At 72.0% G+C, this 25,660-nt stretch carries 22 protein-coding genes and 1 pseudogene; 11 read left to right on the top strand and 12 right to left on the bottom strand.

Annotated elements, in window-relative coordinates:
• Nucleotides 1-309: 309 nt before the first annotated feature.
• The 5 genes from ACIBCK_RS30160 to ACIBCK_RS30180 all read right to left on the bottom strand — a co-directional run bounded on the left by ACIBCK_RS30160 (nt 310) and on the right by ACIBCK_RS30180 (nt 6,539).
• Nucleotides 310-960 carry a hypothetical protein gene (locus tag ACIBCK_RS30160; RefSeq protein ID WP_399395353.1) on the bottom strand — a complete coding sequence of 217 codons (651 nt, stop codon included), beginning with the start codon at nt 958-960 and terminating at the stop codon, nt 310-312.
• Between the two features lie 103 nt (nt 961-1,063).
• On the bottom strand, nt 1,064-3,514 hold the full coding sequence (locus ACIBCK_RS30165; RefSeq protein ID WP_399395355.1) for a glycosyltransferase: 2,451 nt from the start codon (nt 3,512-3,514) through the stop codon (nt 1,064-1,066).
• On the bottom strand, nt 3,511-4,224 hold the full coding sequence (locus ACIBCK_RS30170) for a GntR family transcriptional regulator (protein ID WP_399395356.1): 714 nt from the start codon (nt 4,222-4,224) through the stop codon (nt 3,511-3,513). The genes ACIBCK_RS30165 and ACIBCK_RS30170 overlap by 4 nt, the downstream gene beginning before the upstream one ends.
• Before the next feature lie 278 nt (nt 4,225-4,502).
• Nucleotides 4,503-5,870, bottom strand: coding sequence for an aspartate aminotransferase family protein (locus ACIBCK_RS30175; protein WP_399395358.1), 1,368 nt, complete (start codon nt 5,868-5,870; stop codon nt 4,503-4,505).
• Between the two features lie 174 nt (nt 5,871-6,044).
• Nucleotides 6,045-6,539: a hypothetical protein gene (locus ACIBCK_RS30180; RefSeq protein WP_399395360.1), complete on the bottom strand. Its 495-nt coding sequence runs from the start codon at nt 6,537-6,539 to the stop codon at nt 6,045-6,047.
• Between the two features lie 72 nt (nt 6,540-6,611).
• Between ACIBCK_RS30180 and ACIBCK_RS30185 the strand changes: the two are divergent.
• Nucleotides 6,612-7,295: pseudogene (locus ACIBCK_RS30185) on the top strand (response regulator transcription factor); the annotation flags it as partial.
• 446 nt (nt 7,296-7,741) lie between these two features.
• Nucleotides 7,742-9,082, top strand: a complete 1,341-nt coding sequence (locus ACIBCK_RS30190) for a sensor histidine kinase (RefSeq protein ID WP_399395362.1) — start codon at nt 7,742-7,744, stop codon at nt 9,080-9,082.
• On the opposite strand, the gene ACIBCK_RS30195 is transcribed toward ACIBCK_RS30190, so the two are convergent.
• Together ACIBCK_RS30195 and ACIBCK_RS30200 are read right to left on the bottom strand one after the other, a co-directional pair.
• Nucleotides 9,024-9,827: a VTC domain-containing protein gene (locus ACIBCK_RS30195; protein ID WP_399395363.1), complete on the bottom strand. Its 804-nt coding sequence runs from the start codon at nt 9,825-9,827 to the stop codon at nt 9,024-9,026. The genes ACIBCK_RS30190 and ACIBCK_RS30195 overlap by 59 nt on opposite strands.
• Nucleotides 9,824-10,489: a DUF4956 domain-containing protein gene (locus tag ACIBCK_RS30200; protein ID WP_399395365.1), complete on the bottom strand. Its 666-nt coding sequence runs from the start codon at nt 10,487-10,489 to the stop codon at nt 9,824-9,826. Before ACIBCK_RS30200 ends, ACIBCK_RS30195 begins: the two co-directional genes overlap by 4 nt.
• A 151-nt stretch (nt 10,490-10,640) precedes the next feature.
• Between ACIBCK_RS30200 and ACIBCK_RS30205 the strand changes: the two genes are divergently transcribed.
• The 3 genes from ACIBCK_RS30205 (at nt 10,641) to ACIBCK_RS30215 (ending at nt 13,754) form a co-directional block, all read left to right on the top strand.
• Entirely contained in the window at nt 10,641-11,237 is a 597-nt protein-coding gene (locus ACIBCK_RS30205) for a DJ-1/PfpI family protein (protein ID WP_399395367.1), read from the top strand.
• Nucleotides 11,234-11,731 (top strand): MarR family winged helix-turn-helix transcriptional regulator, encoded by a 498-nt coding sequence (locus tag ACIBCK_RS30210; RefSeq protein WP_399395369.1) that lies wholly within the window; start codon nt 11,234-11,236, stop codon nt 11,729-11,731. The genes ACIBCK_RS30205 and ACIBCK_RS30210 overlap by 4 nt, the downstream gene beginning before the upstream one ends.
• A 79-nt stretch (nt 11,732-11,810) precedes the next feature.
• Nucleotides 11,811-13,754, top strand: coding sequence for a serine/threonine-protein kinase (locus tag ACIBCK_RS30215; protein ID WP_399395371.1), 1,944 nt, complete (start codon nt 11,811-11,813; stop codon nt 13,752-13,754).
• 83 nt (nt 13,755-13,837) lie between these two features.
• Here ACIBCK_RS30215 and ACIBCK_RS30220 read toward each other — a convergent pair whose 3' ends face one another.
• A complete protein-coding gene (locus ACIBCK_RS30220; RefSeq protein ID WP_399395373.1) occupies nt 13,838-15,121 on the bottom strand; it encodes an adenylosuccinate synthase in 1,284 nt (427 codons plus the stop codon).
• Between the two features lie 131 nt (nt 15,122-15,252).
• Between ACIBCK_RS30220 and ACIBCK_RS30225 the strand changes: the two genes are divergently transcribed.
• Complete coding sequence (locus ACIBCK_RS30225) at nt 15,253-16,113, top strand: diacylglycerol kinase family protein (RefSeq protein WP_399395375.1); 861 nt, start codon at nt 15,253-15,255, stop codon at nt 16,111-16,113.
• Between the two features lie 23 nt (nt 16,114-16,136).
• Here the strand turns inward: ACIBCK_RS30225 and ACIBCK_RS30230 are convergent, their stop codons facing one another.
• Nucleotides 16,137-16,673 carry a GbsR/MarR family transcriptional regulator gene (locus tag ACIBCK_RS30230; protein WP_399395377.1) on the bottom strand — a complete coding sequence of 179 codons (537 nt, stop codon included), beginning with the start codon at nt 16,671-16,673 and terminating at the stop codon, nt 16,137-16,139.
• Nucleotides 16,674-16,766: 93 nt separating this feature from the next.
• On the opposite strand from ACIBCK_RS30230, the gene ACIBCK_RS30235 reads away from it, so the two are divergent.
• The 5 genes from ACIBCK_RS30235 to ACIBCK_RS30255 all read left to right on the top strand — a co-directional run bounded on the left by ACIBCK_RS30235 (nt 16,767) and on the right by ACIBCK_RS30255 (nt 22,621).
• Nucleotides 16,767-17,687, top strand: coding sequence for an ATP-binding cassette domain-containing protein (locus tag ACIBCK_RS30235; RefSeq protein WP_399395378.1), 921 nt, complete (start codon nt 16,767-16,769; stop codon nt 17,685-17,687).
• A complete protein-coding gene (locus ACIBCK_RS30240) occupies nt 17,684-19,294 on the top strand; it encodes an ABC transporter permease (RefSeq protein WP_399395380.1) in 1,611 nt (536 codons plus the stop codon). Before ACIBCK_RS30235 ends, ACIBCK_RS30240 begins: the two co-directional genes overlap by 4 nt.
• An 84-nt stretch (nt 19,295-19,378) precedes the next feature.
• Nucleotides 19,379-20,707, top strand: a complete 1,329-nt coding sequence (locus tag ACIBCK_RS30245; protein ID WP_399395382.1) for a sensor histidine kinase — start codon at nt 19,379-19,381, stop codon at nt 20,705-20,707.
• The gene (locus ACIBCK_RS30250; protein WP_367043861.1) at nt 20,704-21,372 is read left to right on the top strand and encodes a response regulator transcription factor; all 669 of its coding nucleotides are present in this window, start codon (nt 20,704-20,706) and stop codon (nt 21,370-21,372) included. The genes ACIBCK_RS30245 and ACIBCK_RS30250 overlap by 4 nt, the downstream gene beginning before the upstream one ends.
• A gap of 40 nt (nt 21,373-21,412) precedes the next feature.
• Nucleotides 21,413-22,621 carry a cytochrome P450 gene (locus ACIBCK_RS30255; RefSeq protein WP_399395384.1) on the top strand — a complete coding sequence of 403 codons (1,209 nt, stop codon included), beginning with the start codon at nt 21,413-21,415 and terminating at the stop codon, nt 22,619-22,621.
• 8 nt (nt 22,622-22,629) lie between these two features.
• Here ACIBCK_RS30255 and ACIBCK_RS30260 read toward each other — a convergent pair whose 3' ends face one another.
• The 3 genes from ACIBCK_RS30260 to ACIBCK_RS30270 all read right to left on the bottom strand — a co-directional run bounded on the left by ACIBCK_RS30260 (nt 22,630) and on the right by ACIBCK_RS30270 (nt 25,657).
• A complete protein-coding gene (locus ACIBCK_RS30260) occupies nt 22,630-23,508 on the bottom strand; it encodes an alpha/beta hydrolase (protein WP_399395386.1) in 879 nt (292 codons plus the stop codon).
• A 123-nt stretch (nt 23,509-23,631) separates the two neighbouring features.
• The gene (kynU, locus tag ACIBCK_RS30265; protein WP_399395388.1) at nt 23,632-24,843 is read right to left on the bottom strand and encodes a kynureninase; all 1,212 of its coding nucleotides are present in this window, start codon (nt 24,841-24,843) and stop codon (nt 23,632-23,634) included.
• Entirely contained in the window at nt 24,836-25,657 is an 822-nt protein-coding gene (locus ACIBCK_RS30270) for a tryptophan 2,3-dioxygenase family protein (RefSeq protein ID WP_399395390.1), read from the bottom strand. Before ACIBCK_RS30270 ends, kynU begins: the two co-directional genes overlap by 8 nt.
• Between the last annotated feature and the right edge of the window lie 3 nt (nt 25,658-25,660).

Here is a 25,660-nt window from a genome sequence, read left to right on the forward strand (position 1 = left end):
CCCGAAACTGGGGCTCCGCCCCAGACCCCGCTCCTCAAACGCCGGAGGGGCTGAAAAATCACCCCCGGCTGCCGGGTGCCGGGTGGGTGGGTGGGAAAGGGGCGGGCCAGCCGGGCGGGGCTGGGCTGCTGCCGGGCCGGCTCAACGCGGAGGGCTGCCGCCGGGTGTCGGGTGGGTGGGTGGGAGAGGGGTGGGCCTGCCGGGGAGGGCGAGACGGCGCTTCCGGCAGGCCCGCGGTCCAGGGCCCAGGGCCAGATGCCAGCAGGCCCGAGGTCCAGGGCCCGCGGTTCAGGGCCCAGGGGCCAGGAGTCAGCTGTAGATGATCATCGAGCCCTGCGCCAGGCTTCGGGTGGTCGCCGCGTGCAGGCCCAGCCATACGTGGCGCTCCCTCGCGAAGGGGCTGTCGTCCGGCGGAGCCGGAGCCGCCGGCTCCTCCAGGGACGTCGGCGCCTGAGGCGGAGTCGGCGGGCGAGGAGGGTTGGACGCGTCGATACCGATCGACGGAGCCACGAACTCCAGTTCCCGCAGCAACGCCTGGGAAGAGCCCAACGGCCCACCGCCCGACAGAAGTTCGTCGTTCGAGAGCGGCGCGGGGAAGTCGACAGGAACGTACGCCCCGGCATGGTCGTAGTGCCAGACCAGGTGCGACTGCTGAGCAGTCGAGTCGAACATCTCCAGCAACTGCTCGTAGTCCCCGCCCAGTTCGTCCACCGGCGTGACCTCGAGGCCGCAGACCTGGAGCAGATACGCCCGGCGCAGGAAATGCAGCGCGTCGTAGTCGAAGCCCGCGACCGGGGCCACGTCCCCGGAGAGGCCCGGCATGTAGGCGAAGACGGGGACGGGGGGCAGTCCTGCCTCGTGCAGTGCCTTGTCGTACGCCGCGATCTCCTCCGCAAAGGGATTGTCGGGGCTGTGGCACAGCACGTCGACGAGCGGGACCAGCCACAGATCACAGGCCAAGGGTGCTCCTCAGGTCGGGCTCATAAGCGGTCTCGTACCGGGACGGCATATCGGACGTCGGATGTGCCTCGCGTTCAGGCAGCGTAGTGCGGGCGGAGGGCCCCTAGCTCCCCTTGTGCAGATCCCAGATCCACACCCCGTCTACCCACTTTCCGGGGCGGTCAAGGAGTTCCTGCACTGTCACCCGCAGTTCCGCGTCATGCTCCTGCGGCGCGAGGACCACGACGCCCGCGTTCCAGTGCGCCAGGTCCGCCCGCGCCGCCCTGCGCCACGCGTCCGTGATCTGCGGGGCGCGGCCCGCCGAGCGGACGTCCCGCAGGAGGGTCGACAGATTGCGGGGCGGCGCCCCGTAGATGCCCACGCGGTCCGGGCCCCACGGCCCGTTGAAGTAGCCGCCGGGCAGGGAGAAGCCCAGGTCGGCCGTGGTCTGCCAGTGCAGGGCCTCGGCGCCCGCCGGGTCCGGCAGTGGTACCGGTACGAGCGACTCGCCCTCTCCCAGGTACTGCCGCCAGGTCCCGTCGGCGATGAACTCGGGAGGCTCGGCCCGCTCCACCGCCCGCAGCGGCGCCGGCACGATCGGCAGCAACGCGAGGACGACCGCGGCCACGCCCGCGTACCGCGCGGCCGTCATCCCGCGCGCCGGAGCGACGAGCCCGGCCAGCGCGAGCGCCACCAGCATGCCGAGCGCCGGGGCGCACACCATCGCCACCCGCGACTCGATGACCGACTCGAAGAGCGGGGCATGCGAGAGGGGCGCCCAGGGGCCGGGCAGCACGATGTCCGTCAGCGGGATGCGGAACTTCGGGCCCAGCGAGAGGAAGGCCGCCGCGAGGACCGTGCACGCCAGCGCCTTCACCACCGTCCGCTCCCACAGCCGTACGACGATCGCGAAGGCCAGCGCGACCAGGGGCCAGCCGTAGAACGCGTTCTGCTCGGTGGGGTTCTGGGAGAGCGCGTTCGCCGTCTCCTCGTTGCCCGCGAGTGAGCGTTCCGCGAAGGAGATGAGCGCCAGCGGACTGTTGCCCGCGTTGTCGCCGTGCAGCACGCTCGTGTAGCTCTGCGGCCCGAAGAACTGCCAGTAGAGGGGGAAGGCCACCAGGGGGACGGTGACCGCCACGGCCACCCCGAGGCCGCGCGCCAGGGGGCGGATCGCCGCCCGCGCCACGTCCCTTCGCACCACCCCGTACGCCACCGCGAACAGCAGCATGCCCACCGCGGCGAGCAGCAGCGGCTCCTCGCCGAGGAAGATCTGGTACGTCGTGAAGAGCCCGAGGACGACCCCGTCCCGTACGACCCGGGCGCCCGCGCCCCCGCCCCCGCCCCCCTCGCAGAGCCGCAGCGCCCTGTCGATGATCAGCGGGATCATGAACAGGACCATGAAGTTCGGGTGCGCGTGCGCGTGGCTGATCATCGGCGGCGCGAAGGCGGCAAGCGCCGCGCCGACGGCCGCCGCGCCCCGGTGCCGTACGAGACGCCTGCGGATCAGCCAGTACCAGGCGACCGCTGTTGCGGCCAGGCCGAGCGTCATCGCCGCGTTCAGGGCGATTGCGGGGCCGAGGAGCCAGGTCACGGGGGCGAAGGGGACGGAGAGGCCGAGCATGACCGTGTTGGCCATGAGGTTCACGCCGTCGGGTTGGTTCTGGAGGGTCGTGAAGAGGGGGTTCTGGAGGTGGCGGATGTTGTCCGCCGTCACCGCGAAGAACCACTCCCACTGGTTCTGGTCCTGGAGCGAGTCCGGGAGATAGCGCTCGCCCGGTGCCACCCAGCGGCCCGAGTAGAGGGTGATCGCCATGGCCAGGAAGAGCGCCGCGACGAGCAGGTCCATCGGGCGGACGGCGCGGGCCTTGAGCGCGGTCAGTTCGGCCAGGACCTTCAGGTAGTCGAACGGCCGGAGCTTCGAGCCCTCCTGGTGCGCCCAGCGCACCGGCACCTCGGCGACCGGCCAGCCCGAGCGGCGGAAGTACTGCAGTATCTCGACGTCTATCCCCCAGCCGCGCAGGCGCGACGCGGCGAAGGCCTCACGTGCACGGTCGCCGTCGAAGAGCTTGAAGCCGCACTGGGTGTCGCGGACTCCGGGGACGGCGACCGTTCGTATCAGGAAGTTGCCGCTGCGGCCGAGGAGTTCGCGCACGCGGTGCTGGTGCGCCTCGATCGTGGCGTCCGCTCCCGCCCGGGAGCCGATCGCCGCCGCGTGGCCGTCGGCGAGCGCCTTGTCGAGGCACTCCAGCTCCTCGATGGGGGTGGCCAGATCGGCGTCGGTGACCAGGACGCGGTCGCCGTGCGAGGCGAGGACGCCCATGCGCAGGGCGTGGCCCTTGCCGCGGTTGCGGTCGGAGTGGATGAGCCGGACGCGGGGGTCGGCGGCCTCGGCGTCGGCTGCGATGTCCAGGGTGCCGTCGGTGGAGCCGTCGTCCACGACGATCAGCTCCCACCGGAGGTCCCGGTCGCCCCCTTCGGTACCGCCCTCCAGATACGCCCGTATCGCGGCGAGCGTGGGGGCCAGGCGCCGCTCCTCGTTGTAGGCGGGGACGACGACGGTCAGATCCACGCTCATGCAGCTGCCAGCCGCTCGATGAGGGCGAGGGAGTGGGCGTTGTACTCCTCGACGATCGCGTGCGCGGCCTGGGGGTCGCGGTGCGCGAGGGCGTCGACGAGCTCGGTGTGCCGGGCCCAGAGGGTGCCGCGCAGGTCGCCGTCGCCGCGTTCGGCGGCGCGGCGCAGGTAGGTGACGGCGCAGACCCAGGCCTGGACGCGGATGCGGTGCAGGAAGTCCGAGAGGTAGGGGTTGCCGAAGAGGGCGCTGAGCTCGCGCCAGAAGCGCAGGTCGTAGCCGATGAGGACGTTCAGGTCGCCCGCGCAGGCGGCGCGTGCGGCTTCCTCGCCCCGGCGGCGTACGGAGACGAGGGCGGCGGAAGCTTCCTGCTGGCCCTTGGGCCCGAGCGGGGTGCCCTTCTTCACGAGGTCCCGGAAGATGCCGTCGGCGACGAGGCCGCGCGCCTCCAGCATGCCGCGGTAGTCGGCGAGGGAGTGCTCGCGCACGCGGTAACCGCGGTGCTGGTCGGCGTCGAGGAGGCCCTGCGCGGCGAGGTTCACCAGGGCCTCGCGCACCGGGGTCGCGGAGACGCCGTACTGCTCGGCGATCTCCTTGACCGTGAACTCCTGGCCCGGCTCCAGACGGCCGCCGAGGATCTCGTCGCGCAGCGCGTCGGCGATCTGCTGGCGCAGAGTGCTGCGGATGACGGCGGAGCCGTCGGTGCCGGGCATCTGGGTTCCCTCGCGGAGTCGTCTAGGTGGTCGTCGTTCGCTTACGAGCACGTCAGACTACGCGGTCGGGGTTCCGGGGGGCCGGTGGGCGCTTTCGGGTGCGGCGCCGTCTGCGCCTGTGCCGTCGCCGCGCGGCGAATCCTTCCCGCCCGCCCACTCGATCGCCCGGTGGGGTCATGGGTGGGCGGGTGGGGTGATCCGTCGCGCAGCGGCGGGCGAGGTGGCGGGCGAGTGGCTGCACGTCGCCGACAGCCCAGGGTGAGTGTCGGACCCCCGGGTCAGGACACGTGCTCGTCCGCCACGCTCAGCGCGGCGTCCAGCGCCGCGAGGCCCTCCTTCGCCTCCGTCTCCGTGATGTTGCACGGCGGGACCACGTGGGTGCGGTTCATGTTGATGAACGGCCACAGGCCCTGCTTCTTCGCGGCGGCGCCGAATGCGGCCATCGGGGCGTTCGCCTCGCCCGTGGCGTTGTACGGCACGAGCGGCTCGCGGGTCGCCTTGTCCTTGACCAGCTCCAGGGCCCAGAACATGCCGAGCCCGCGTACCTCGCCGACGCTCGGGTGCCGCTCGGCGAGGTCCGCGAGGGCAGGGGCGATGATCTCCGAACCGACGCGGGCCGCGTTCTCGATCACTCCCTCGCCCTCCATGACGTTGATCGTCGCGACGGCCGCGGCGCAGGCCAGCGGGTGCCCGGAGTAGGTGAGACCGCCCGGGTAGGGCCTGCGGGCGAACGTCTCGGCGATGGCGGAGGAGATCGCGACACCGCCGAGCGGTACGTAACCGGAGTTCACGCCCTTGGCGAAGGTGAGGAGGTCGGGCACGATGCCGCCGTCGAAGTGGTCGGCGGCGAACCACTTGCCGGTGCGGCCGAAGCCCGCCATCACCTCGTCCAGGATGAAGACGATGCCGTGCCGGTCGCAGATCTCGCGTACGCCCTTGAGGTAGCCCGGCGGCGGGATCATGATGCCGGCGGTGCCGGGGACGGACTCCAGGATGATCGCCGCGATGGTCCCCGGGCCCTCGAAGGCGATGGTCTCCTCGAGGTGCTGGAGGGCGCGCTCGCACTCCTGCTGCTCGTTCTCGGCGTAGAAGGCGCTGCGGTAGAGGAACGGCGCCCAGAAGTGGACGACGCCCGCCGAGCCCGTGTCGGAGGCCCAGCGGCGGGGGTCGCCGGTGAGGTTGATCGCGGTGGAGGTGCCGCCGTGGTACGAGCGGTAGGCGGAGAGGATCTTGGGGCGGCCGGTGTGGAGGCGCGCCATGCGGGTCGCGTTCTCCACGGCTTCCGCGCCGCCGTTGGTGAAGAAGATCTTGTCCAGGTCGCCGGGGGTCCGCTCGGCGATGAGGCGTGCGGCCTCGGAGCGGGCTTCCACGGCGAAGGCGGGGGCGAAGGTCGTCATCTTCGCCGCCTGCTCCTGGATCGCGGCGACGACCTTCGGGTGCTGGTATCCGATGTTGGTGTAGACGAGGCCGCTGGTGAAGTCGAGGTAGCGGTTGCCGTCGTAGTCCCAGAAGTACGAGCCGTCGGCGCCGGCTACGGCGAGGGGGTCGATCAGCTCCTGTGCGGACCAGGAGTGGAACACGTGCGCGCGGTCCGCCGCCTTTACGGCGGCGCCGACCTGGGGGTTCGGGTTCGGCTGAGGGGTCATGTGGGCGAGGGTAAGTGTCCAGGGTGTGGACTCGACATGGGCGTCCTGTTTTGTGGGGGCGGGGGGTACTGGACAGTGTGTCGGGGCCCTCTCCGGCGCGGGGGCCTTGCGTGCCCACATCACCGGCTTCGCCGAGTTCGTCCTCGAACGCCGGACGGGCTGGGACTCAGCCCCTCAGTCATCCGCCACCACCCTCGCCCGCGGCTCGCCCCCCTCCCCGCACCTGATCTCGTACGGCAGATCGTCCCGCTCGTCGTCGTCATCGCTCGGTTCCGCCTCCAGGCGGGCCACCGCTGCCGGGCCCCGTGCCACGTCGTCGTCGATGTGGAAACCGTCCGCCGGGCTCCACGAGACGAGGTAGACCGTCCCGTCGTCCCGGCATTCGACCGTCGCCGTCCCTCCGGTGAAGCGGAGGGTGGAGCGGTCGGGCGGCGACTTCGAGGGCGTCGCGGACGGTGATGGTGTCGGTGACGTGGGCCGGGAGGAGGTCCGCGGTGACGCCGACGTCGCCGCCAACGCCCTCTCCACCGCGCCTTCGTCCAGGGGCCGGCTGTGCGCCGCGCCTCCCCCGCTGTCCGACGTGGCCAACTGCCAGGCGCCGAGCGCCCCGGCAGCCGTGCCCACCGCCACCCATGCCGCGGTCACCACCGCGCTCCGCCACTTCCTCATCCGGCCACTGTGCCGCACAGTTTCCTAACGCCCGGTTAAGGGCCGCCCAAAGCACCTGACTACGGTGGATGTATGGCCCATCTTCTCGTCGTGGAGGACGATCCCCAGCTGCGCGGCGCCCTGGTGCGGGCGCTGCGCGACAAAGGGCACGCCGTCGCCACCGCGCCCAGCGGCATGGCAGGTCTGGACGCGGCGGTCACCAACCGCCCCGACCTCGTCGTGCTCGACCTGGGGCTGCCGGATGTCGACGGTGCCCAGATCCTCCGTATGCTCCGCGCCGTCAGCGACGTACCCGTCATCGTCGCGACCGCGCGTGACGACGAACCGGAGATGGTGGCGATCCTGGAGGGCGGGGCCGACGACTACATCGTCAAGCCGTTCGGCGCCGCCCAGTTGGACGCCCGCGTCAAGGCGGTCCTGCGTCGCCTCGGCGCCGCCGATGCCGCGGAGGAGCCGCTGCGCGTCGGAGGCCTGGCCATCGCCCCCGCCTCCCGTGAAGTCACCCTGGACGACGCCCCCGTGGACCTCACCCCCCGTGAGTTCGACCTCCTCGCCTACCTCGCCCACCGCCCCGGCCAGGTCGTCTCCCGCCGCGAACTCCTCGCCGAGGTATGGCAACAGCCCCTCGGCGGCGCCGACAAGACGGTCGACGTCCACCTCTCCTGGCTCCGCAGAAAACTCGGCGAGACGGCCCAGTCCCCTCGCTACCTCCACACGGTCCGCACGGTAGGAGTCAAACTCACACCCCCTGACGAGACCCCGGCCCCCACATCCCCGCAGTCGCGCGACGCACGCGGGGGGACGGGCCGGTATGTCCGCCCGGAGCACAGCAAGCAGGACTCCCCAGCCGAAGCACGCGACGCCCGGACCGAGACAGCGAGGACGGGCATACCGGCGCGGCCCCGCCCCCACGACAACGGCCCGCCCCAGAACGAACGCGAGGCCCCCCACGCCGACGAGGCCCCCCACCACATCGAGGACCCCGCCAACAGCCAGCCGCCCAGCGACGAAGGCCCCTGCCTCGGCGAGGGGCCCAGCGACGACCAGGCGTCCGGCCCCGCAACACCCGGCCACAACCCGGCGCCCGACGGCGCCGAGGGGGCCAGCACCCACGAGGCGCGCAGCCGCAGTGGCGAGTCCTCGCGCGGTCCGGGCGCCAGCAACCGCGGCGGCGAGTCCGCCCAAGGCCCAGGGGCCAGCTGATGCGGCGGACGTTTCTTCTTCTTACCGCTGCCACCACCGCCCTCGTGCTGACCGCCCTCCTTGTTCCCCTCACCCTCCTCACCCGTTCGCACGCCGCCGACCGCACCACCGCCGAGGCCACCGCCCGTGCCCAGTGGGTGGCGCATGCGCTCGGGCCCGCTCTCGCCACGGCGGACGAGCGGGAGACCGCCGAGCAGACCGTGGAGAGCGTCAACGCGCGGAATCTGCCCGTTACTTCGCTCGTGCTCGGGGACGGGACCGTCATCGGGCCGAGCCCTGGGCGGCACCGGGCTCGTGTCACCGATGCCATCCGGCTCGCGCGTACCGGGCGGGCCTTCACCTATGAGCCCTCGACGGGCGGGCGGCAGGTCCTCGTACCCGTGCAGGGCGCGGCCGGTGGTACCGCCGTCGTGCAAGTCGCCGTCACCGAGCGGCAGTTGTACGCCGGGACCATGACCTCCTGGCTCGTACTCGCCGGGATCGGGGTCGGTCTCGTTCTCATCGGGCTGCTTCTGGCCGACCGGCTCGGCGCCCGGCTCGTCGGCGCCACCCGACGGCTCGCCGGCACCGCGGACCGCCTCGCCGCCGGTGACCTCACCGCCCGCGCCACGCCGGAGGGGCCGCCCGAACTCCGCCTGGTCGCGGGCGAGCTGAACCGCCTCGCCGCCCGCATCGACGAACTCCTCACCGCCGAGCGCGAGAACGCCGCCGACCTCGCCCACCGCCTGCGCACGCCCGTCGCCGCCCTCCGCCTGGACGCCGAGACCCTGCGCGACTCCGAGGAGGCGCACCGCATCGCCGTGGACGTCGCCGCCCTGGAGCGCAGTGTCGACGACGTGATCCGCAAGGCCCGCCGTCCTTTCCGCGACGCCCCGTACGCCGACCTGGCCGCCGTGGCCCGCGAACGCGCCACGTTCTGGCTGCCGTTGGCGGAGGATCAGGGGCGGGCGGCGGAGACGTCGGCCGGGCAGGATTCGGTTCCCGTGCCCGTCCCCGAGGACGACCTCACCGCGGCCATCGACGCCCTCATCGGGAATGTCCTGGACCACACCCCCCAGGGCACCCCCTTCCGCATCGCCGTCCGCACGACCCCGGAGGGCACCGCCGAACTCACCGTCGCCGACGAAGGCCCCGGCCTCCCGCCGACCTACGCGGCGGAACGCGGCACCAGCGGCGGCGGATCCACGGGACTCGGCCTCGACATCGCACGCCGGACGGCGGAGGACGCGGGCGGCACCTTCGCCATCACCTCGGACGCGGCCCGCGGCACCGAGGTGTCCCTCACTTTCCCCCGGGCGCCCGCGGAAACGCGACCCGGACGGCCCGAGCCCACCGGTTGATCCCCAGCTCGGGCCGCAGCGCCGCGAACCCACCGCAGTACTTCGTGAACTCCGCGGCCCGCACCCCGTACCGGTGCAGGACCCGGTCCGCCTCCGTCAGGTGCCCCTGGGTCTTGGTCTCCACCAGGACGAGACCGGAGTCCGCCTCCACCGAACGGCCCGTGGCCACGTCCCGCACCACGAGCCCCGCGTCGCACGTGATCCGCTGGCCGTCGGCGACGAACGTCGCCCGCTGGTACTCGGTGACCAGCGCCGTGGTCAGACCGCCCGGCGCCTCGATGCCGTACGACCCCCTCAGCACCCCCGCGAGGAAACCCTGCCGCTCGGCGTCGAGCACGCGGTCGTCGCCGTCAAGACGCTGACGGTGCTTGACCGTCTCGCCGCGGCCGCTCTTCAGCTTGATCTCGAACTGCCGCTCCCCGCTGTCCTGGTAGACCCGCTCCCGGATGCGGTAGCGCAGCCGCCTGCCCTGCCGGTGGTGGTGGTAGGTGAGCAGCTCAGGAGTGTCGTAGTACGTCGAGTGGTAGCTGAACCAGCGCTTTCCGCCGATGCTCAGCGCCCGGAAGGGCCCCGACGCGCGGCGCGGATCGGTCAGGAGCGCCGCCAGGTCGTCGAAGATCTCGACCGGCACGAGATAGCTGTTGTCGTAGCGGGCGAGCAGCTCCGCGCGCGCGTTGACCTCGTCGAGCGAGATGGGGTGCGCGGCGAGCGCGGCGCGTCCGATGGCGCGTACGGCGGGGTTCACACGGTCTCCTTCTGGTGGGGGACGGCAGGCGTGCGTGACCGGGTCGTGCGGCGTCGTGGTGCTGTCCGTATGAACTCCCCGGCCCGCTCGGAAGGTTCCGGCTGCCGGAAGCGGACTTCCAGAACCATCAGGTCACGTACGTAGTCGATCTCCTGGACGGTCCAGCCGAGCGGCTCCCCCAGGCGCCGCGCCAGCTCCGCACGGAGCGCGCTCTCCTCGCGGTACACGGCGTCCAGGGTGATGACCGCGCGCCGGTCACCGGCGAAGAGGCGGGGATGGTCGGCCCCGTACATCACCAGGAGCAGCACGGCCGCGAGCCCGGCGGCGACCGGCAGGTCGAGGCCCGGAAGGCCGCAGAGCAGGCCGAGGACGAGGGTGATGAAGTAGTACGCGACTTCCTGGTGCTGCACGGCGTCCGAGCGCAGCCGCACGATCGAGAGCACCCCGAAGAGCCCGAAACCGAGCGCGAGCCCGCCGTTGCCGCCGGCGCTCGCCAGGGCGGAGACGACCGCGAAGAGCGCGACGTTCAGGGCGAGATAGGCGGGGACCAACTCCCTTCTGCGGTGGCGTGGATAGAAGACCCCGAAGGTCAGGAGGGTCACGGCCACCAGGTCGAGGCCGAGGTGGGCCGCCATCTGTCCGAGGTTCTCTGCGCTGTCCATGACCAGGACGCTAGGGATCGGCGGGTTAAGGCCGCCCCCGGTGAGGGTTAACGAGCCGGAGCCGGCCCGTGGGTACTTATTGACAGCATGCTGTCTTGATGACAGCATGCTTACATAAGCGCACCACGGAGCCCGTCCAACGGAGGCAGCCATGTCCCGCAAGCCCGTGCACCTCGCCGTCTACGACACCCTCGCCGACTGGGAGCCCGGTCACGCCACCGCGTACCTCGCCCGCGCCGGGTACGAGATCCGCACCGTCGCCGCGGACTCCCTCGACCCCGTCACCACGGTGGGCGGCGTCCGCATCCAGCCCGACCTGACCCTCGCCGAACTGCGGCCCGAGGACAGCGCGCTCCTGATCCTGCCGGGAGCCGACCTGTGGGACACCGGCGACGACCTGGCACCCTTCGGCCGCACCGCCCGCGCCTTCCTCGACGCGGACGTGCCGGTCGCCGCGATCTGCGGGGCCACCGCCGGGCTCGCCCGGGAGGGGCTCCTGGACGAGCGCGCGCACACCAGCGCGGTGTCGTTCTACCTCGCGGCCACGGGATACAAGGGCGGCGAGCGGTACGTGGACGCGGACGCCGTCACCGACGGCGGGCTCACCACGGCGGGACCGACCGAGCCGGTGGCCTTCGCCCGCGAGATCCTCGGGCGGCTCGGCGCCTTCGAGGGCGCGAAGCTCGACGCCTGGTACCGCCTGTTCCACGACTCGGACGCGTCCGCGTACGAGGTGCTCGAATCGTGAGCGCCGACCGCGAGCGCGTTCATGAGGAGCGGGTGCGGGAGCAGCAGGACCTGTTCTCCCGCACCGCCCTCGGCGTCTTCCGGCTCAACGGCCAGTTCCTCTCCGTGGCCGACGAGTTGGCAACGGCGGGCGGACTCACCGCCGCCTGGTGGCAGGTACTCGGCGCCGTCCTGCGCGAGCCGCTGCCCGTCGCCGGGATCGCCCGTGCGATGGGCATCACCCGGCAGAGCGTGCAGCGCGTCGCCGACCTCCTCGTGCGGCGCGGCCTCGCCGAGTACGTGCCGAACCCGGCCCACCGCCGCGCCAAGCTCCTGCGCCCCACGGACGAGGGCCTGGCCGCCGTCAGGAAGATCGACCCCGGCCACGCGGAATGGGCCGCCCGGCTCGCGGAAGCGCTCGGCGACGAGGAGTTCGCCGAGACCGTACGGGTGTTGGAGCGGCTTTCCGACGTCCTGTCCGACGTGGATACGGAACAACCCGTTACGGAGCCGTAGCAGGCAGTCCGTGCCCCGATGTCCTACCGCCGCACTATCCTCGATCTGTTGCACACCAACGGGGGAGGTCGGCGCGGCGATGGAGAAGCTCGGGCCCGGGGACCCACAGCGAATAGGCGCCTATCGGCTGCTCGCGCGACTCGGCGCGGGCGGCATGGGGCACGTCTATCTCGCCAGGTCCGACCGGGGACGTACGGTCGCGGTGAAGCTGGTGCGTGAAGAGCTCGCCGAGCAGGAGGAGTTCAGGAACCGCTTCCGGCAGGAAGTGCAGGCGGCACGGCGGGTCGGCGGCGCGTGGACGGCGCCGGTGCTCGACGCGGACACCGAGGCGACGATCCCCTGGCTGGCCACGGGCTATGTCGCGGGGCCCTCCCTGCAGAGCGTCGTCTCGCACGACCACGGGCCGCTGCCCGAGCGGTCGGTGAAGATACTGGCGGCCGGGCTCGCCAACGCCCTCAAGGACATCCACGCGGCGGGCCTCATCCACCGCGACCTGAAACCGTCGAACGTCCTCGTCACGATCGACGGGCCCCGCGTCATCGACTTCGGCATCGCCCGCGCGCTCGAAACGGTCACCGACGGCGGCCTGACGCGCACCGGAGCGCTCGTCGGTTCGCCCGGCTTCATGGCGCCCGAGCAGGTGCGCGGCGACCGGATCACCCCGGCCTGCGACGTGTTCTGCCTGGGATCGGTCCTCGCGTACGCGGCTTCGGGCGCGCTGCCCTTCGGCACGGCCAACAGCGGTGTGCACGCGCTGATGTTCCGTATCGCGCAGGAGGAGCCGGACCTGGAGGGGCTGCCGGAGGAGCTGGCCGAGCTGGTCGGCGACTGCCTGCGCAAGAACCCCGCGGACCGCCCTTCGCTGGAGCAGATCCTTGAGCGGACGGGGGCCGAGGACACACTCGGCGACGGCGGCCGGACGCGGGACCCGTGGCTTCCGGGCGCGCTCGTGGCCCAACTGGGGCGCCACGCAGTGCAGTTGCTGGACACGGAGAACCCGGACGAGGGCGGGGGCGCAGCTGGAGGCGGCGCACCCAAGGCGGCCGTCGCGGAGGCCGAGGCGGCGGCTGCCGCTGCTGGTGCCGCTGCGGCCGGCGCCGCAGCCGCATCTCCCCCTCCCCCTCCCGCTTCTCCTCCCTCCCCCTCCCCAGAAGGCAACGGAGCCAGGCCCGCCCCCGCCGTCGGCGATACTCCACCGCCGCCCGGCAGACCGGGCGAGGCGGCCCCCTTGGACCATCTCCCCACGATGATCACCGGCCAGACACCGCCGCCCACTCCCCCGCCGAACTCGGCGTACGGCTATCCCCAACAGCACCCGCAGCCACACCCGCAGCAACCCCCCTCCGGCTACGGCTACCCCCAGCAGGGCCCGTACGGCCCCACGCCTCCGTACGGCCCCCTCGTCCACCCCCAGGGCGAGCCCCCGCGCCGCAGCGGGCGGTCCACCGCGGCGCTCATCGCGGTGGCCGTCATAGTGGCCATAGGAGCGGGCGGCACGGTGTACGCGGTGATGAAGGGCGACGGCTCCCCCAAGGCGGGCGGCACGAACTCCAAGTCTCCGTCGAGCAACGCGCCTTCGACCCCGGGCACGCCGAGCGATGACGGGTCGTCGGAGCCCGGGACCACGCCCACCTCCCCGGCGTCCAAGGACGACGAAAAGAACGACGAGGGCACGGTCCCGGACAAGTTCCTCGGCACCTGGAACGGCTCCATCCAGAACAACCTGGGCAGCAACTCACGGCGCCTCGTCCTCCAGCAGGGCGACGTCGGCGACACCGTCGTCTCGATCACCGCCGACGGCCCGACCGACACGGGCGGCACGTATCACTGCGTGTTCCAGGGCAAGTTGGTCTCGGCGAGCGGGAACACCCTGCGCATCGGCCCGACGGACGTGGTCGTCGGGCAGCCCGCGAGCTCCTGCAGACCGGGCCAGCCGAGCACGGTGACGCTGCTCCCGAACGGCAGGCTGCACCGCGAGAACACCGGCACCGACAAGGGGCTGACGTACGACAAGGAGGGCTGAGCCTCCTTGACGACGCGCTCGCCGAAGACGGAAGGGGCGCCCCGGCTCGGCCGGGGCGCCCCCTTCTCGTACAGCGGCGGCTGCTAGATGAACGAGTTGATCTCGATCGTCTCCGTGCGGCCCGGACCCACGCCGATCGCGGAGATCGGGGCGCCGGACATCTCCTCCAGGGCCTTCACGTAACCCTGCGCGTTCTTCGGCAGGTCGGAGAAGGTCTGGGCCTTGGTGATGTCCTCGGACCAGCCGGGGAGGTACTCGTAGACGGGCTTCGCGTGGTGGAAGTCCGTCTGGTTGTACGGGAGTTCCTCGACGCGCTTGCCGTCGATCTCGTACGCGACGCAGACCGGGATCTGCTCCCAGCCCGTCAGGACGTCCAGCTTCGTGAGGAAGAAGTCCGTCAGGCCGTTCACGCGGGTCGCGTAACGGGCGATCGGCGCGTCGAACCAGCCGCAGCGGCGGTCACGGCCGGTGGTGACACCGCGCTCGCCACCGATGCGGCGCAGGTCCTCGCCGTCCTGGTCGAACAGCTCGGTCGGGAACGGGCCCGCGCCGACACGCGTGGTGTACGCCTTCAGGATGCCGATGACGCGGCTGATCTTCGTCGGGCCGACGCCCGTACCCGTGCAGGCGCCGCCCGCGGTCGGGTTCGAGGAGGTGACGAAGGGGTACGTGCCGTGGTCCACGTCCAGGAGCGTGCCCTGGCCGCCCTCGAACAGGACGACCTTGTCCTCGTCGAGCGCGTTGTTGAGGATCAGGGTGGTGTCGGCGACGTACCGCTTGATGTTCTCGCCGTGCTCAAGGAGCTGCTCGACGATCTGGCCGACCTCGATGGCGCGGCGGTTGTAGAGCTTGGTGAGGAGCTGGTTCTTGATCTCGAGAGCCGCCTCGACCTTCTGCTCCAGGATCGACTGGTCGTAGAGGTCCTGGACGCGGATGCCGGTGCGGTTGATCTTGTCGGCGTACGTCGGACCGATGCCACGGCCGGTCGTGCCGATCTTGCGCTTGCCGAGGAAGCGTTCCGTCACCTTGTCGACGGTCACGTTGTACGGCGTGATGATGTGCGCGTTACCGCTGATCAGCAGCTTCGACGTGTCGACGCCGCGCTCGTTCAGACCGCTCAGCTCGGAGAGCAGGACCGACGGGTCGACGACGACTCCGTTGCCGATGACAGGCACGCAGTCCGGGGAGAGAATCCCGGAAGGGAGGAGATGCAGCGCGTACTTCTGGTCGCCTACGACGACCGTGTGGCCGGCGTTGTTGCCGCCCTGGTATCGCACTACATAGTCCACGGAGCCACCGAGCAGGTCGGTGGCCTTTCCCTTGCCTTCGTCACCCCACTGAGCACCGAGCAGCACAAGTGCGGGCACAGGCGTACACCCCTTCCGGGCGGGGCATGTCCAAGGTCAGGGGCCGTAGCCGCCATATGGGTGTGCCTTGGATGCTGCCCCGGAATAGACGAAGCCCCTGGCGCAATAGCGCAAGGGGCTCTTGCACAAAGATGCTACCCGAGGTCTCAGAAAAGGGGCGCACGTTGTCGGCTCGCGACCAGCTGCTAGTCGTCATCGACCCGGTCGCCCGGCGCACGGACGGTGAGTCGGTCAGGATCGCGAAGGATGTGCTCGGCGCGGGCGCCTCCGTTCGCGTCTGCCTGCCCGAAAGCCCCGAAGACTTCGCGAAAGCCCTGGCCAGGCGGGGTGCGCGGCGTCCTGTGGTGATCGGGGACGACCGTGCTCTCGCACGGGCGGTGGGGTTCCTCCACCGGGAGCGGGAGTTCGCTCGATGCGCACTCTCCGTAGTTCCCGTAGGTGCGTCGCAGACTCTCGCGCGGGCGCTCGGAGTGCCCGCCGGGGCGGTCGCGGCGGCGCGGGCGGTGCTCGAAGGGGCCGAGCGGCGGCTGGATCTGCTCGTCGACGACCGGGACGGGGTGGTCATCGGGGAGCTGCGCATCCCGCCGGTCGCCGCCTCGGCCGCCGGGGGCGTGCCGATGGACGGCCACCCGTGGCTGCGGACCTGCCAGTCCCTCGTGCGCACGCTCGCCGCGCGGCCCTCCCGGGTCGCCTCGGCGCCGGGGCCCGCTCCGGCGCGGCTGCGGGTGGAGGCCGACGGGGTGGTCGTGGTGGACCTCGACCAGCCGGTGGAGGGGGTCGCGGTGAACCCCGCCGAGGACGGTTTCGCCGAGGTGGAGGTGCGCCCCTCGTCGGTGGGCGCCGAGGCGTCGCCGCTGCGGGTGCGGGCCCGGACGGTGACGGTCTCGGGGGCGGATTTCCGCTACCGGGCGGACACGGTGGTGGGGGGTCCCGTGCGCACGCGTACGTGGTCGGTGCGGGCCGGGGCCTGGGGCTTGACGCTGCCTCGCTGAGGGCGGCGCGACGGGCGGCCGGGCTACTCGCGCCGGGGGGCCTGCTTGCCGAACAGGCTCTCCCGGTGCACCCGCCAGCGTTCCAGCATCTGCGCCAGTTCGTGCTCGACGAACTCGAAGAAGGCGAGCGTCTCGGCCAAGCGGCGGCCCGCCGGGGTGTCGGCGCCCAGGCTGGCGACACCGTCGCTCAGGGCGCTCTCCCAGCGCTTGAGGATGCCGTCACGGTTGGCCAGCGCCTCGTACCACTGGTTGCTGTGCACCCGGAAGATGTCCCGGCGCGAGCCGGGTTCGCGCTCCCGGGACACCATGTGCTGCTGCGTGAGATAGCGGACCGCCCCCGAGACGGCCGCGGGGCTCACCTGGAGCTGCTCGCCCAGCTGGGCCGATGTCAGCGCGCCCGAGTCCGCGGCGAGGAGCGCCGCGAAGATCCTGGCGGGCATCCTCGGCATTCCGGCCTCGACCAGCTGCGAGGCGAACTGTTCGACGAACCGGCCGACGCGCTCGCCGTCACGGTCACGGTCACGATCACGATCGCTCGGCGGCGCTGACTCCTTGGGCATCTGCTGATCATCTCCCCTGTGCGGTCCTTCGCCGCCGAGTTTATACGCTTCCTTAACTTCACAACTTTGTGAAACTAGCGTAGATTCCAAAACATGACGAAGGCAATCACCGTCTCCGGGCTGCACAAGTCGTTCGGCCGGACCCACGCGCTCGACGGTCTCGACCTCGATGTCGAGGCCGGCGAGGTCCACGGCTTCCTCGGCCCCAACGGCTCCGGGAAGTCCACGACCATCCGCGTCCTGCTCGGCCTGCTCCGCGCGGACTCCGGCGCCGCCCAGCTCCTCGGCAAGGACCCGTGGCACGACGCGGTGGAGCTGCACCGGCGCGTGGCGTACGTACCGGGTGACGTCACCCTGTGGCGCAACCTCTCCGGCGGCGAGGTCATCGACCTGTACGGGAAGCTGCGCGGGGGCCTCGACCGGGCGCGCCGGGCCGACCTCGTCGAGCGGTTCGAACTCGACCCGACCAAGAAGGGGCGTACGTACTCCAAGGGCAACCGGCAGAAGGTCGCCCTCGTCGCCGCGTTCGCGTCGGACGTCGACCTCCTGATCCTCGACGAGCCCACATCCGGGCTCGACCCGCTCATGGAGGAGGTCTTCCAGGCGTGCGTCGAGGAGGAGCGCGACCGGGGCCGCACCATCCTCCTGTCCTCGCACATCCTCAGCGAGGTGGAGACGCTCTGCGACCGCGTCAGCATCATCAGGAAGGGGCAGACCGTCGAGAGCGGCTCGCTCGCCGACCTGCGCCATCTGACGCGGACCAGCGTCACCGCCGAGCTGGCCGGGCCGCCCAATGGGCTCGCGCGGCTGCCCGGTGTGCACGACGTCGACGTGTCGGGGCAGGGTGACGCGGGCGGACATCGCGTCAAGCTCCAGGTGGACACCGACAAGCTGGACGCCGTGCTGCGTTCGCTCACCGAGTCCGGGGTCCGCTCGCTGCTCTCCACGCCGCCGACGCTGGAGGAACTCTTCCTGCGGCACTACCAGGACGACGCGGGGGCGGTCGCGCGATGACCGCCGTCACCGGAGCACCGGGGTTCGCTCCCCGCGGCTCACGTCAACTCGCGGGCACCGGCGCCCTGTTGAGGCTCGCTCTGCGACGCGACCGCGTCATGATGCCGGTCTGGGTCCTCGTCGTCGCCGGCCTGGTCCTCGCGATGCCGGGTTCCCTGGAGCAGACGTACGGCACCGCCGCCGAGCGGGCCGACGCCATGCGGTCGATGAACGCCAACTCCTCGATGCGGGCGCTGTACTCGCCGGTCTTCGGGGACTCGATCGGCGCGCTCTCCGCCTGGCGCATCGGTGTCTACGCAGCGATCCTCGCCGCCGTGATGAGCCTGATCATCGTCGTACGGCACACGCGCGAGGAGGAGGAGACCGGCCGCCAGGAGATGATCTCCGCCGCGATGGTGGGGCGGCGTGCGCCGCTGACCGCCGCGCTGCTCGCCGCGTTCGTGGCGAACGCGGCCGTGGGGCTGCTCATCGCCGGCGGGATGGCCGGGCAGGGCTCGGCGGGGGCGCTCGCGCTCGGGCTCGGCGTCGCGGGCACCGGCATGCTCTTCGCCACCGCGGCGGCGGTCGTCGCCCAGTTCACGGAGAGCGCGCGGCTCGCCAAGGGTCTTACGTCCGGGGTGCTGGGAGCCGCGTACGTGCTCAAGGCCGCGGGTGACGCCGGGAGCGAGCGCGGGCAGTCCGTGCTGACCTGGCTCTCGCCCCTCGGCTGGACGGAGAACCTGCGGGCCTACGCCGGTGAGCGGTGGTGGGTGCTGCTCCTGATCGCCGCCGCGATCGTGGTGCAGGGGTCTTTCGCGTACGGCCTGGCGGGTCGGCGCGATGTCGGGATGAGCTTCCTGCCGACCCGGCCGGGGCCCGCGAAGGGTGCGATCGGCACGGCGGGCGGGCTCGCCTGGCGGTTGCAGCGGGGCAGCGTGCTCGGCTGGACGCTCGGGTATCTGGTCGCCGGTGTCGTCTTCGGCGGGATGGTCGAGGGGGTGGCGGACATCGTCGGCGACAACGCCGGTACCCGGGAGATCATCGAGCGGATGGGAGGGCAGTCCGGCCTCACGGACGCCTTCCTCGCCACGATGGTCGGCCTGCTCGGGATGGTCGCCTCGCTGTACGTCGTCGCCTCCGTCCTGCGGCTGCACGGCGAGGAGACGTCACAGCGGGCGGAGCCGGTGCTCGCGGGCGCGGTGGGCCGGCTCCGCTGGGCCGGGGGCCACCTGGTCATCGCCTTCGGCGGGGCGGTGCTGCTGATGCTGGTGGGCGGGCTCGGTCTCGCCCTCGGGTACGGGAAGGACCTCGGGCCGGTCCTGGGGGCGTGCCTGGTGCAGGTGGCGGCGGTCTGCGTGCTCGGCGGGCTCACGGTACTGCTGGTGGGGGCCTTCCCCCGGGCGGCGGTGGCGGCCTGGGGGGTGGCAGGGCTCTGCCTGGCGCTCGGCTGGATCGGCCCGGCCCTGGACCTTCCCCCGGTGGCGCTGGACGTGTCTCCTTTCGGCCACCTCCCGAAGGTGCCGGGTTCTGCGATGGCCTGGGGGCCGGTGTGGACGCTCCTCGCCCTGGCGGCGGCCCTGACGGCCACGGGCCTGGCGGGCCTGCGCCACAGGGACCTGACCACGTAGCCCCACGTAGTACCTGCGACGGACCCCCGAGGACCCCTCCCTGGCGGGACGACCTCCCTCCCCCGTCCCCGTACCTTCGTATGCGTGACTGACGCGACCAAGAACGCCCCCAGCAGCAACCGCAGCCCGGAGTACCGCCTGGCCGTGGGTGCGCTCGGGGGGCTTCGGCAGGACCTCTTCCGGGGCGCCTTCGACTACCGCCCGCTGCAAGCGATGCGTACGGACGGGCCCCTCACCCGGCGCCTCCCGGCCCGCATACGCCAGTACGCCGGCTGGGCCCCGCACGCGGCGGTCCTGACGGCCGCCTTCTTCACCTTCCTCGTCGCGTACGCGGACGACTCCGGCGGCCTCGACTACGTCCTCACCGGGCTCGTACCGGCCGCCGCCGTCGCCATGACCCTGCTCAGGCCCATCGCCGCCTGGTGGGTCCTGGTCGCGAGCACGCCCTTCTCCGGCGCCATCGGCAGCCACTGGGACAGCGGCTATCCCTGGGCCGACAGCGTCTTCATCGCGCACCTCACCGTGATGACGGTGATCACCCTGCGGACCCGCCCCCGCACCGGCGCCTGGATGTGGGTGGGCACGGCCCTCTACGGCATCGCCGCCGAGGTCTTCCTCAGCCCGGGGTACTCGACCAACCTGCCGGAGATGCTGTTCTTCTCCGCGCTCGCCCTCCTCGCCGCCTCCCTCGTGCACATCCGCCGCGAGGCCAAGCACGAGGTCAGCGTCCAGCGGACGGTCACCGAGATGGAGCGCGGCAAGCGCACCCTCCTGGAGGAGCGGACGAACATCGCGCGCGAGCTGCACGACGTGGTCGCCCACCACATGTCCGTGGTCGCCATCCAGGCGGAGGCCGCGCCCTACCGCGTCGAGAACCCGCCCCCGGAGCTCGAGCAGGCGTTCGTGACGATCCGCGAGAACGCCGTGGCCGCGCTGACGGAGCTGCGCCGCGTCCTCGGTGTCGTACGCGCGGAGGACTACGAGGCCCCGGACGCCCCGCAGCCCACGCTCGGCGACCTCGACCGGCTCATCGCGAACGTCCGCGAGACCGGCCTCGACGTCGAGAAGGTCGTCACCGGAGCCGTCCGCGAACTCCCGCAGGGCGTCGAGCTCTCCGCGTACCGCATCGTGCAGGAGGCGCTGAGCAACACCCTGCGCCACGCGCCCGGCGCCACGGCCCGTGTCGAGGTCGGTTATGTGCTGGGCGGCCTTGGGCTGCGCATCGTCAACGGGCCCGCGACCGGCCTGGTCAAGCCCTCGCCCGGAGCGGGGCACGGCCTCACCGGCATGCGGGAGCGTGTCACGATGCTGGACGGCGAGATGACGACCGCGGAGACCGCCGACGGGGGCTATGAAGTCACCGTCTTCCTGCCGGTCGCGTCCGCGTCGGAACCCACCGGAGGCCAGGAATGACGATCCGCGTACTGATCGCCGACGACCAGATGATGGTCCGCGAAGGCTTCTCCGTCCTGCTCAACGCGATGCCGGACTTCGAGGTCGTCGGCGAGGCCGTCAACGGCCGCGAGGCGGTCGACCGCGTCCGCGAGCTCAGCCCGGACGTCGTCCTGATGGACATCCGCATGCCCGTGCTGAACGGTATCGAGGCGACCCGCGAGATCGTCGCGGCGGACGTCACGTCGAAGGTCCTCGTCCTCACCACCTTCGACCTGGACGAGTACGTCTACCAGGCGCTGCGGGCGGGCGCTTCCGGCTTCCTGCTCAAGGATGCCTCCGCGCGCCAACTCGCCGACGGGGTACGGGTCGTGGCGGCCGGCGAGGCCCTGCTCGCGCCCTCCGTGACGCGCCGCCTCATCACGGAGTTCTCCAAGCTGGGCGAGACGCCGCGCCTCTCGGCGACCGCGCAGGCCCAGGCGTACGGCGAGCTCACCGAGCGTGAGACGGAGGTGCTCGTCCTCATCGCCCAGGGCCTGTCCAACGGGGAGATCGCCTCGCGCCTCGTGGTCGCCGAGTCCACGATCAAGACGCACGTGAGCCGCATCCTGGTGAAACTGGGCCTGCGGGACCGCACCCAGGCGGCGGTCTTCGCGTACGAGGCGCGGCTGGTCACCCCGGGCTGACCTCTTCCGGGGCGGGCCCGCCTGCGACTAGCGTCCCTCCATGGACGCCCCTCTCGCCGACTTCGCCCCCTGGTCCCCGGAGTTCATCGCCGACCCCTACCCGGCCTACGCACGGCTGCGGGACGCCGGGCGCGTGCACTACTTCGGGGCCACCGACCAGTGGCTGATCCCGCACCACGCGGACGTGTCCACGCTGCTGCGGGACCGGCGGCTCGGGCGGACCTATCTGCACCGGTTCACGCACGAGGAGTTCGGGCGGCAGGCACCGCCACCCGAGCACGAGCCGTTCCACGTCCTGAACGACAACGGCATGCTCGACCTGGAGGCACCCACCCACACCCGCATCCGCCGCCTGGTGTCGAAGGCCTTCACGCCTCGCACCGTGGAGCAACTCAGGCTGTACGTCGAGGAGTTGGCCGACCGGCTCGTACGGGACATCGTGGCCGACGGGGGCGGCGACCTCGCCGCCCGCGTCGCCGAGCCGCTGCCGGTCGCCGTCATCGCGCAGATGCTGGGCATCCCGGAGACCGACCGGGAGCAGCTGCGGCCCTGGTCGGCCGACATCTGCGGGATGTACGAGCTGAACCCGTCCGAGGAGACCGCGGGGCGCGCGGTCACAGCCTCGCTCGAATTCTCCGCGTACCTGCGCGAACTCATCGCGGTGCGCCGCGAGAAGCCCGGCGACGACCTGATCTCGGGGCTCATCGCCGCGTACGAAGGAGGGGAGTCCCTGAGCGAGCAGGAGATGATCTCCACCTGCGTGCTGCTGCTCAACGCGGGGCACGAGGCGACGGTCAACGGTTGGTACGCGCTCTTCCGCAACCCGGCGCAACTCGCCGCCCTGCGCGCCGATCCCGGGCGTCTGATCCCCACCGCCGTGGAGGAGTTGATGCGGTACGACACCCCGCTCCAGCTCTTCGAGCGGTGGGTTCTGGACGACATCGAGATCGACGACACCGTGATTCCGCGCGGCAGCGAGGTCGCCCTCCTCTTCGGATCGGCGAACCACGACCCTGCGGTGTTCACCGCCCCGGCCGAGCTGGACCTGGCCCGCGCCGAGAACCCGCACATCTCCTTCAGCGCGGGCATCCACTACTGCATCGGCGCACCCCTGGCCCGCATAGAACTCGCGGCTTCGCTGGGTGCGTTGCTGCGCCGGGCGCCCGGCCTGACGCTCGCCGCCGAGCCGGAGCGCAAGCCCAACTTCGTGATCCGGGGGCTGCGGGAGCTCCTCGTACAGGTCCCGTAGCCCCCCTCTCAGAACGCCAGCTGCGCGATCTCCTCCGCCACCACCGCGCACGCGTCGGCCGCCGGGTCGATGAGCGGGAAGTGGCCCACGTCCTCCAGGAGCGTCAGCCCCACCACCTCGCCCGCCTTGGCCGCCGCGTCGGCGTACGCCTCGGCGACCGCCTGCGGCACGACGATGTCCGTACGCCCCTGGACGACGGTCGTGGCGATACCGGTCGGCAGCAGAGCCGCGGGGTCGGCGTGCGGCAGCCGCTCCTCGAACTTGTCCTTGCCGCCGAGCAGTTGCAGGGAGGCGTCCGAGCAGACGCCGAGCTCCTGCGCCGCGCGGAAGTCGGCGATGGGCGCGAGAGCGACGACACCCCGGAAGGGGGCGGGCCTGCCGATGCGCCAGGGGGAGCCATCGGGCAGCACATGCCGGGCTCCGGCCCACAGGGCGAGGTGGCCGCCCGCGGAGTGGCCGGTGACGACGGTGCGGCGCGTGTCGGCCACCGGCAGATGCTCCCGTACGAGACCCGGCAGCGCGTCGAAGGCGGCGGCCACGTCGTCGAAGGTCTCGGGCCAGCGCCCCGCGACGGGCCCATCGCCCTGCGCGGGGATCGAACTGCCGCGGCGGTACTCGACGTTGGCCACGGCGAAGCCGCGCCGGGCGAGGAAGTCCGCGAAGGGCGTGATGTGCAGGCGGTCGTACGGAGCGCGCCAGGCGCCCCCGTGCAGCACGACGACCAGCGGGGCCGGGGCTTCACCGCCGGTCCGGGGCTCGTAGAAGTCGACCACCTGGTCGGGGTGCTCGCCGTACGCGGCGGTGGCGTCGGGCGTCACCGCGGGGTGCGACAAGGCGGCGGCGGCCTCGGCGGCATCGCGGGCCACGGCGGCGGCGTCGTCCGGCATACGAGGGCCTCTCTGCGGGGTGGGGTGCCAGGAGCTGGGGCGGGGGGTTCGTCCGGCCTCCCCAGCGGGGTGTCCGTTTGATCTTCCCCTACCCCGCCCCTGCCCGGGAACGGCCTGTCGCCGTCAGCTCGCGGAGTCGCCCAGTGTCCGCGCCAACACCCCTGCGGCCCGCTCCACATCGGCGAAGCCGACGTACAGCGGCGTGAAGCCGAAGCGGAGCACGTCCGGCGCCCTGAAGTCGCCGACCACGCCCTGCTCCACCAGGCGCCGCATCACGTCACCCGCGTCGTGGCACCGCAGCGCGACCTGGCTGCCGCGCTCCGCGTGGGCGGCCGGGGTGAGCACCTCGACCCTGCCATCGGGGACGTAGGCGCTCACGCACTCGACGAAGAAGTCCGTCAGGGCGAGGGACTTGGCCCGTACGGCCTCGATGGACACCCCGTCCCACACGTCGAGGGCGGCGTCCAGGGCCAGCATCGACAGGATGTCGGGCGTACCGACCCGGCCCCGCACGGCGCCGTCCGCCGCCTCGAACTCCGGCCGCATCCCGAAGGGCTCGGCGTGCGAGTTCCAGCCGGGCAGCGGGGAGTCGAAGCGGGGCTGAAGGTCCGCCCGTACGTAGAGGTAGGCAGGTGAACCAGGCCCCCCGTTCAGGTACTTGTACGTGCACCCGACCGCGAGGTCCACACCGTGCGCGTCGAGCCCGACGGGCAGCGCACCGGCGGTGTGGCACAGGTCCCAGACGACCAGCGCGCCCGCGTCGTGCACGGCCGCCGTCAGACCGGGCAGATCGTGCAGGCGCCCGGTGCGGTAGTCGGCGTGGTTGAGCAGGACCACGGCCGTGCGCGGGCCGAGGACGCCGCGCACCTCACCCGGGGCGACCGGCACCAGACGGCAGTCCGTCATCCGCGCCGCGGACTGGGCGATGTACCCGTCCGTGGGGAACGTCGTCGCGTCAACGACGATCTCGTCCCGCCCCTCGCCCGAGTCACGGGCCATGCGTACGGCGGCCACCAGGGCCTTGAAGACGTTCACGCTCGTCGAGTCGCCGACGACGATCTGGCCGGGGGCGGCGCCCACGAGCGGGGCTATGCGGTCGCCGATCCGCTCGGGGGCCGTCCACCAGCCGCTCTCGTCCCAGGAGCGGATGCGGAGCTGGCCCCACTGGCGGGATATGACGTCCGCGACCCGCTCCCGCACGACCGCGGGCAGGGCGCCCAGCGAGTTGCCGTCCAGGTAGACGGTGTCGTCAAGGACGAACTCCGCGCGCTTGGGGCCGAGTTCGTCGTCAGCGTCCCGCTTCGCCGCTATCGCCTTGAGGTCGGCCTCAGACATGGCTCCTCGCAGTCCACAGCTCGGGGAACACGTTCTTCGTCGCGCGCTTCTCCAGCCACGCCACGCCCGCCGAGCCGCCCGTGCCCGTCTTGGAGCCCATCGCGCGCCGGGTCGCCACCAGGTGGTCGTTGCGCCAGCGCCACACGAGCTCGGCGACATCCGTCATCACCTCGCCCAGGCGGGCGAGTTCAGCGCTCTCGTCACCCGAGTAGAGGTCGGTCCACACCTGCTCGACCTCGGGCGACGGCTCGTACTTCTTCGTCAGGTCACGCTGAAGCACGGCGTCCGGGACGGCGTGTCCGCGGCGGGCGAGCAGGGCGAGCACCTCGTCGTACAGGCTCGGCTCGTGCAGCGCCTTCTCCAGCTCCGCGTGGACGCGCGGCGCGCCCCGGTGCGGCACCAGCATGGACGCGGACTTGTCGCCGAGCAGGAACTCCATGCGGCGGTACATCGCGGACTGGAATCCGGATCCCTCGCCGAGCGAACCGCGGTAGGAGTTGAACTGGGCGGGGGTGAGCTGCGCCAGCGGGCGCCAGGAGGCGTTCAGCGCCTCCAGCTCGCGCAGGCTGCGCTTGAGGGCGGCCACGGCGGTGGGGATGTCGTCGCGGCGCAGGGCGTGCGACGCGGTCTCCCACTCGTGCACGATGACCGTGAACCACAGCTCCATCACCTGGGTGGTGACCAGGAAGACCATCTCTCCGGGATCGTCGGAGCGCAGGTGCTGGAGGTGCGTGAGGACGTCCGCCTGGACGTAGTCCTCGTAAGGGGTGGTTCCTGCGAAGTCGAGGTTCGGGGTGTCCGCCTCTTGGGACATCGC

It is taken from the genome of Streptomyces sp. NPDC051218 (genome assembly GCF_044455475.1).
Classification (GTDB): Bacteria; Actinomycetota; Actinomycetes; order Streptomycetales; family Streptomycetaceae; genus Streptomyces.

Bases quoted from the DNA above. Each gene is read 5' to 3' on its own strand.
- ACIBCK_RS30165 (WP_399395355.1), bottom strand. From the start codon at position 3,514: ATGAGCGTGGATCTGACCGTCGTCGTCCCCGCCTACAACGAGGAGCGG.
- kynU (WP_399395388.1), bottom strand. From the start codon at position 24,843: ATGTCTGAGGCCGACCTCAAGGCGATAGCGGCGAAGCGGGACGCTGAC.
- ACIBCK_RS30260 (WP_399395386.1), bottom strand. From the start codon at position 23,508: ATGCCGGACGACGCCGCCGCCGTGGCCCGCGATGCCGCCGAGGCCGCC.
- ACIBCK_RS30190 (WP_399395362.1), top strand. From the start codon at position 7,742: ATGCGGCGGACGTTTCTTCTTCTTACCGCTGCCACCACCGCCCTCGTG.
- ACIBCK_RS30270 (WP_399395390.1), bottom strand. From the start codon at position 25,657: ATGTCCCAAGAGGCGGACACCCCGAACCTCGACTTCGCAGGAACCACC.
- ACIBCK_RS30255 (WP_399395384.1), top strand. From the start codon at position 21,413: ATGGACGCCCCTCTCGCCGACTTCGCCCCCTGGTCCCCGGAGTTCATC.
- ACIBCK_RS30230 (WP_399395377.1), bottom strand. From the start codon at position 16,673: ATGCCCAAGGAGTCAGCGCCGCCGAGCGATCGTGATCGTGACCGTGAC.
- ACIBCK_RS30225 (WP_399395375.1), top strand. From the start codon at position 15,253: ATGCTACCCGAGGTCTCAGAAAAGGGGCGCACGTTGTCGGCTCGCGAC.
- ACIBCK_RS30240 (WP_399395380.1), top strand. From the start codon at position 17,684: ATGACCGCCGTCACCGGAGCACCGGGGTTCGCTCCCCGCGGCTCACGT.
- ACIBCK_RS30215 (WP_399395371.1), top strand. From the start codon at position 11,811: ATGGAGAAGCTCGGGCCCGGGGACCCACAGCGAATAGGCGCCTATCGG.
- ACIBCK_RS30250 (WP_367043861.1), top strand. From the start codon at position 20,704: ATGACGATCCGCGTACTGATCGCCGACGACCAGATGATGGTCCGCGAA.
- ACIBCK_RS30170 (WP_399395356.1), bottom strand. From the start codon at position 4,224: ATGCCCGGCACCGACGGCTCCGCCGTCATCCGCAGCACTCTGCGCCAG.
- ACIBCK_RS30205 (WP_399395367.1), top strand. From the start codon at position 10,641: ATGTCCCGCAAGCCCGTGCACCTCGCCGTCTACGACACCCTCGCCGAC.
- ACIBCK_RS30235 (WP_399395378.1), top strand. From the start codon at position 16,767: ATGACGAAGGCAATCACCGTCTCCGGGCTGCACAAGTCGTTCGGCCGG.
- ACIBCK_RS30200 (WP_399395365.1), bottom strand. From the start codon at position 10,489: ATGGACAGCGCAGAGAACCTCGGACAGATGGCGGCCCACCTCGGCCTC.
- ACIBCK_RS30175 (WP_399395358.1), bottom strand. From the start codon at position 5,870: ATGACCCCTCAGCCGAACCCGAACCCCCAGGTCGGCGCCGCCGTAAAG.
- ACIBCK_RS30180 (WP_399395360.1), bottom strand. From the start codon at position 6,539: ATGAGGAAGTGGCGGAGCGCGGTGGTGACCGCGGCATGGGTGGCGGTG.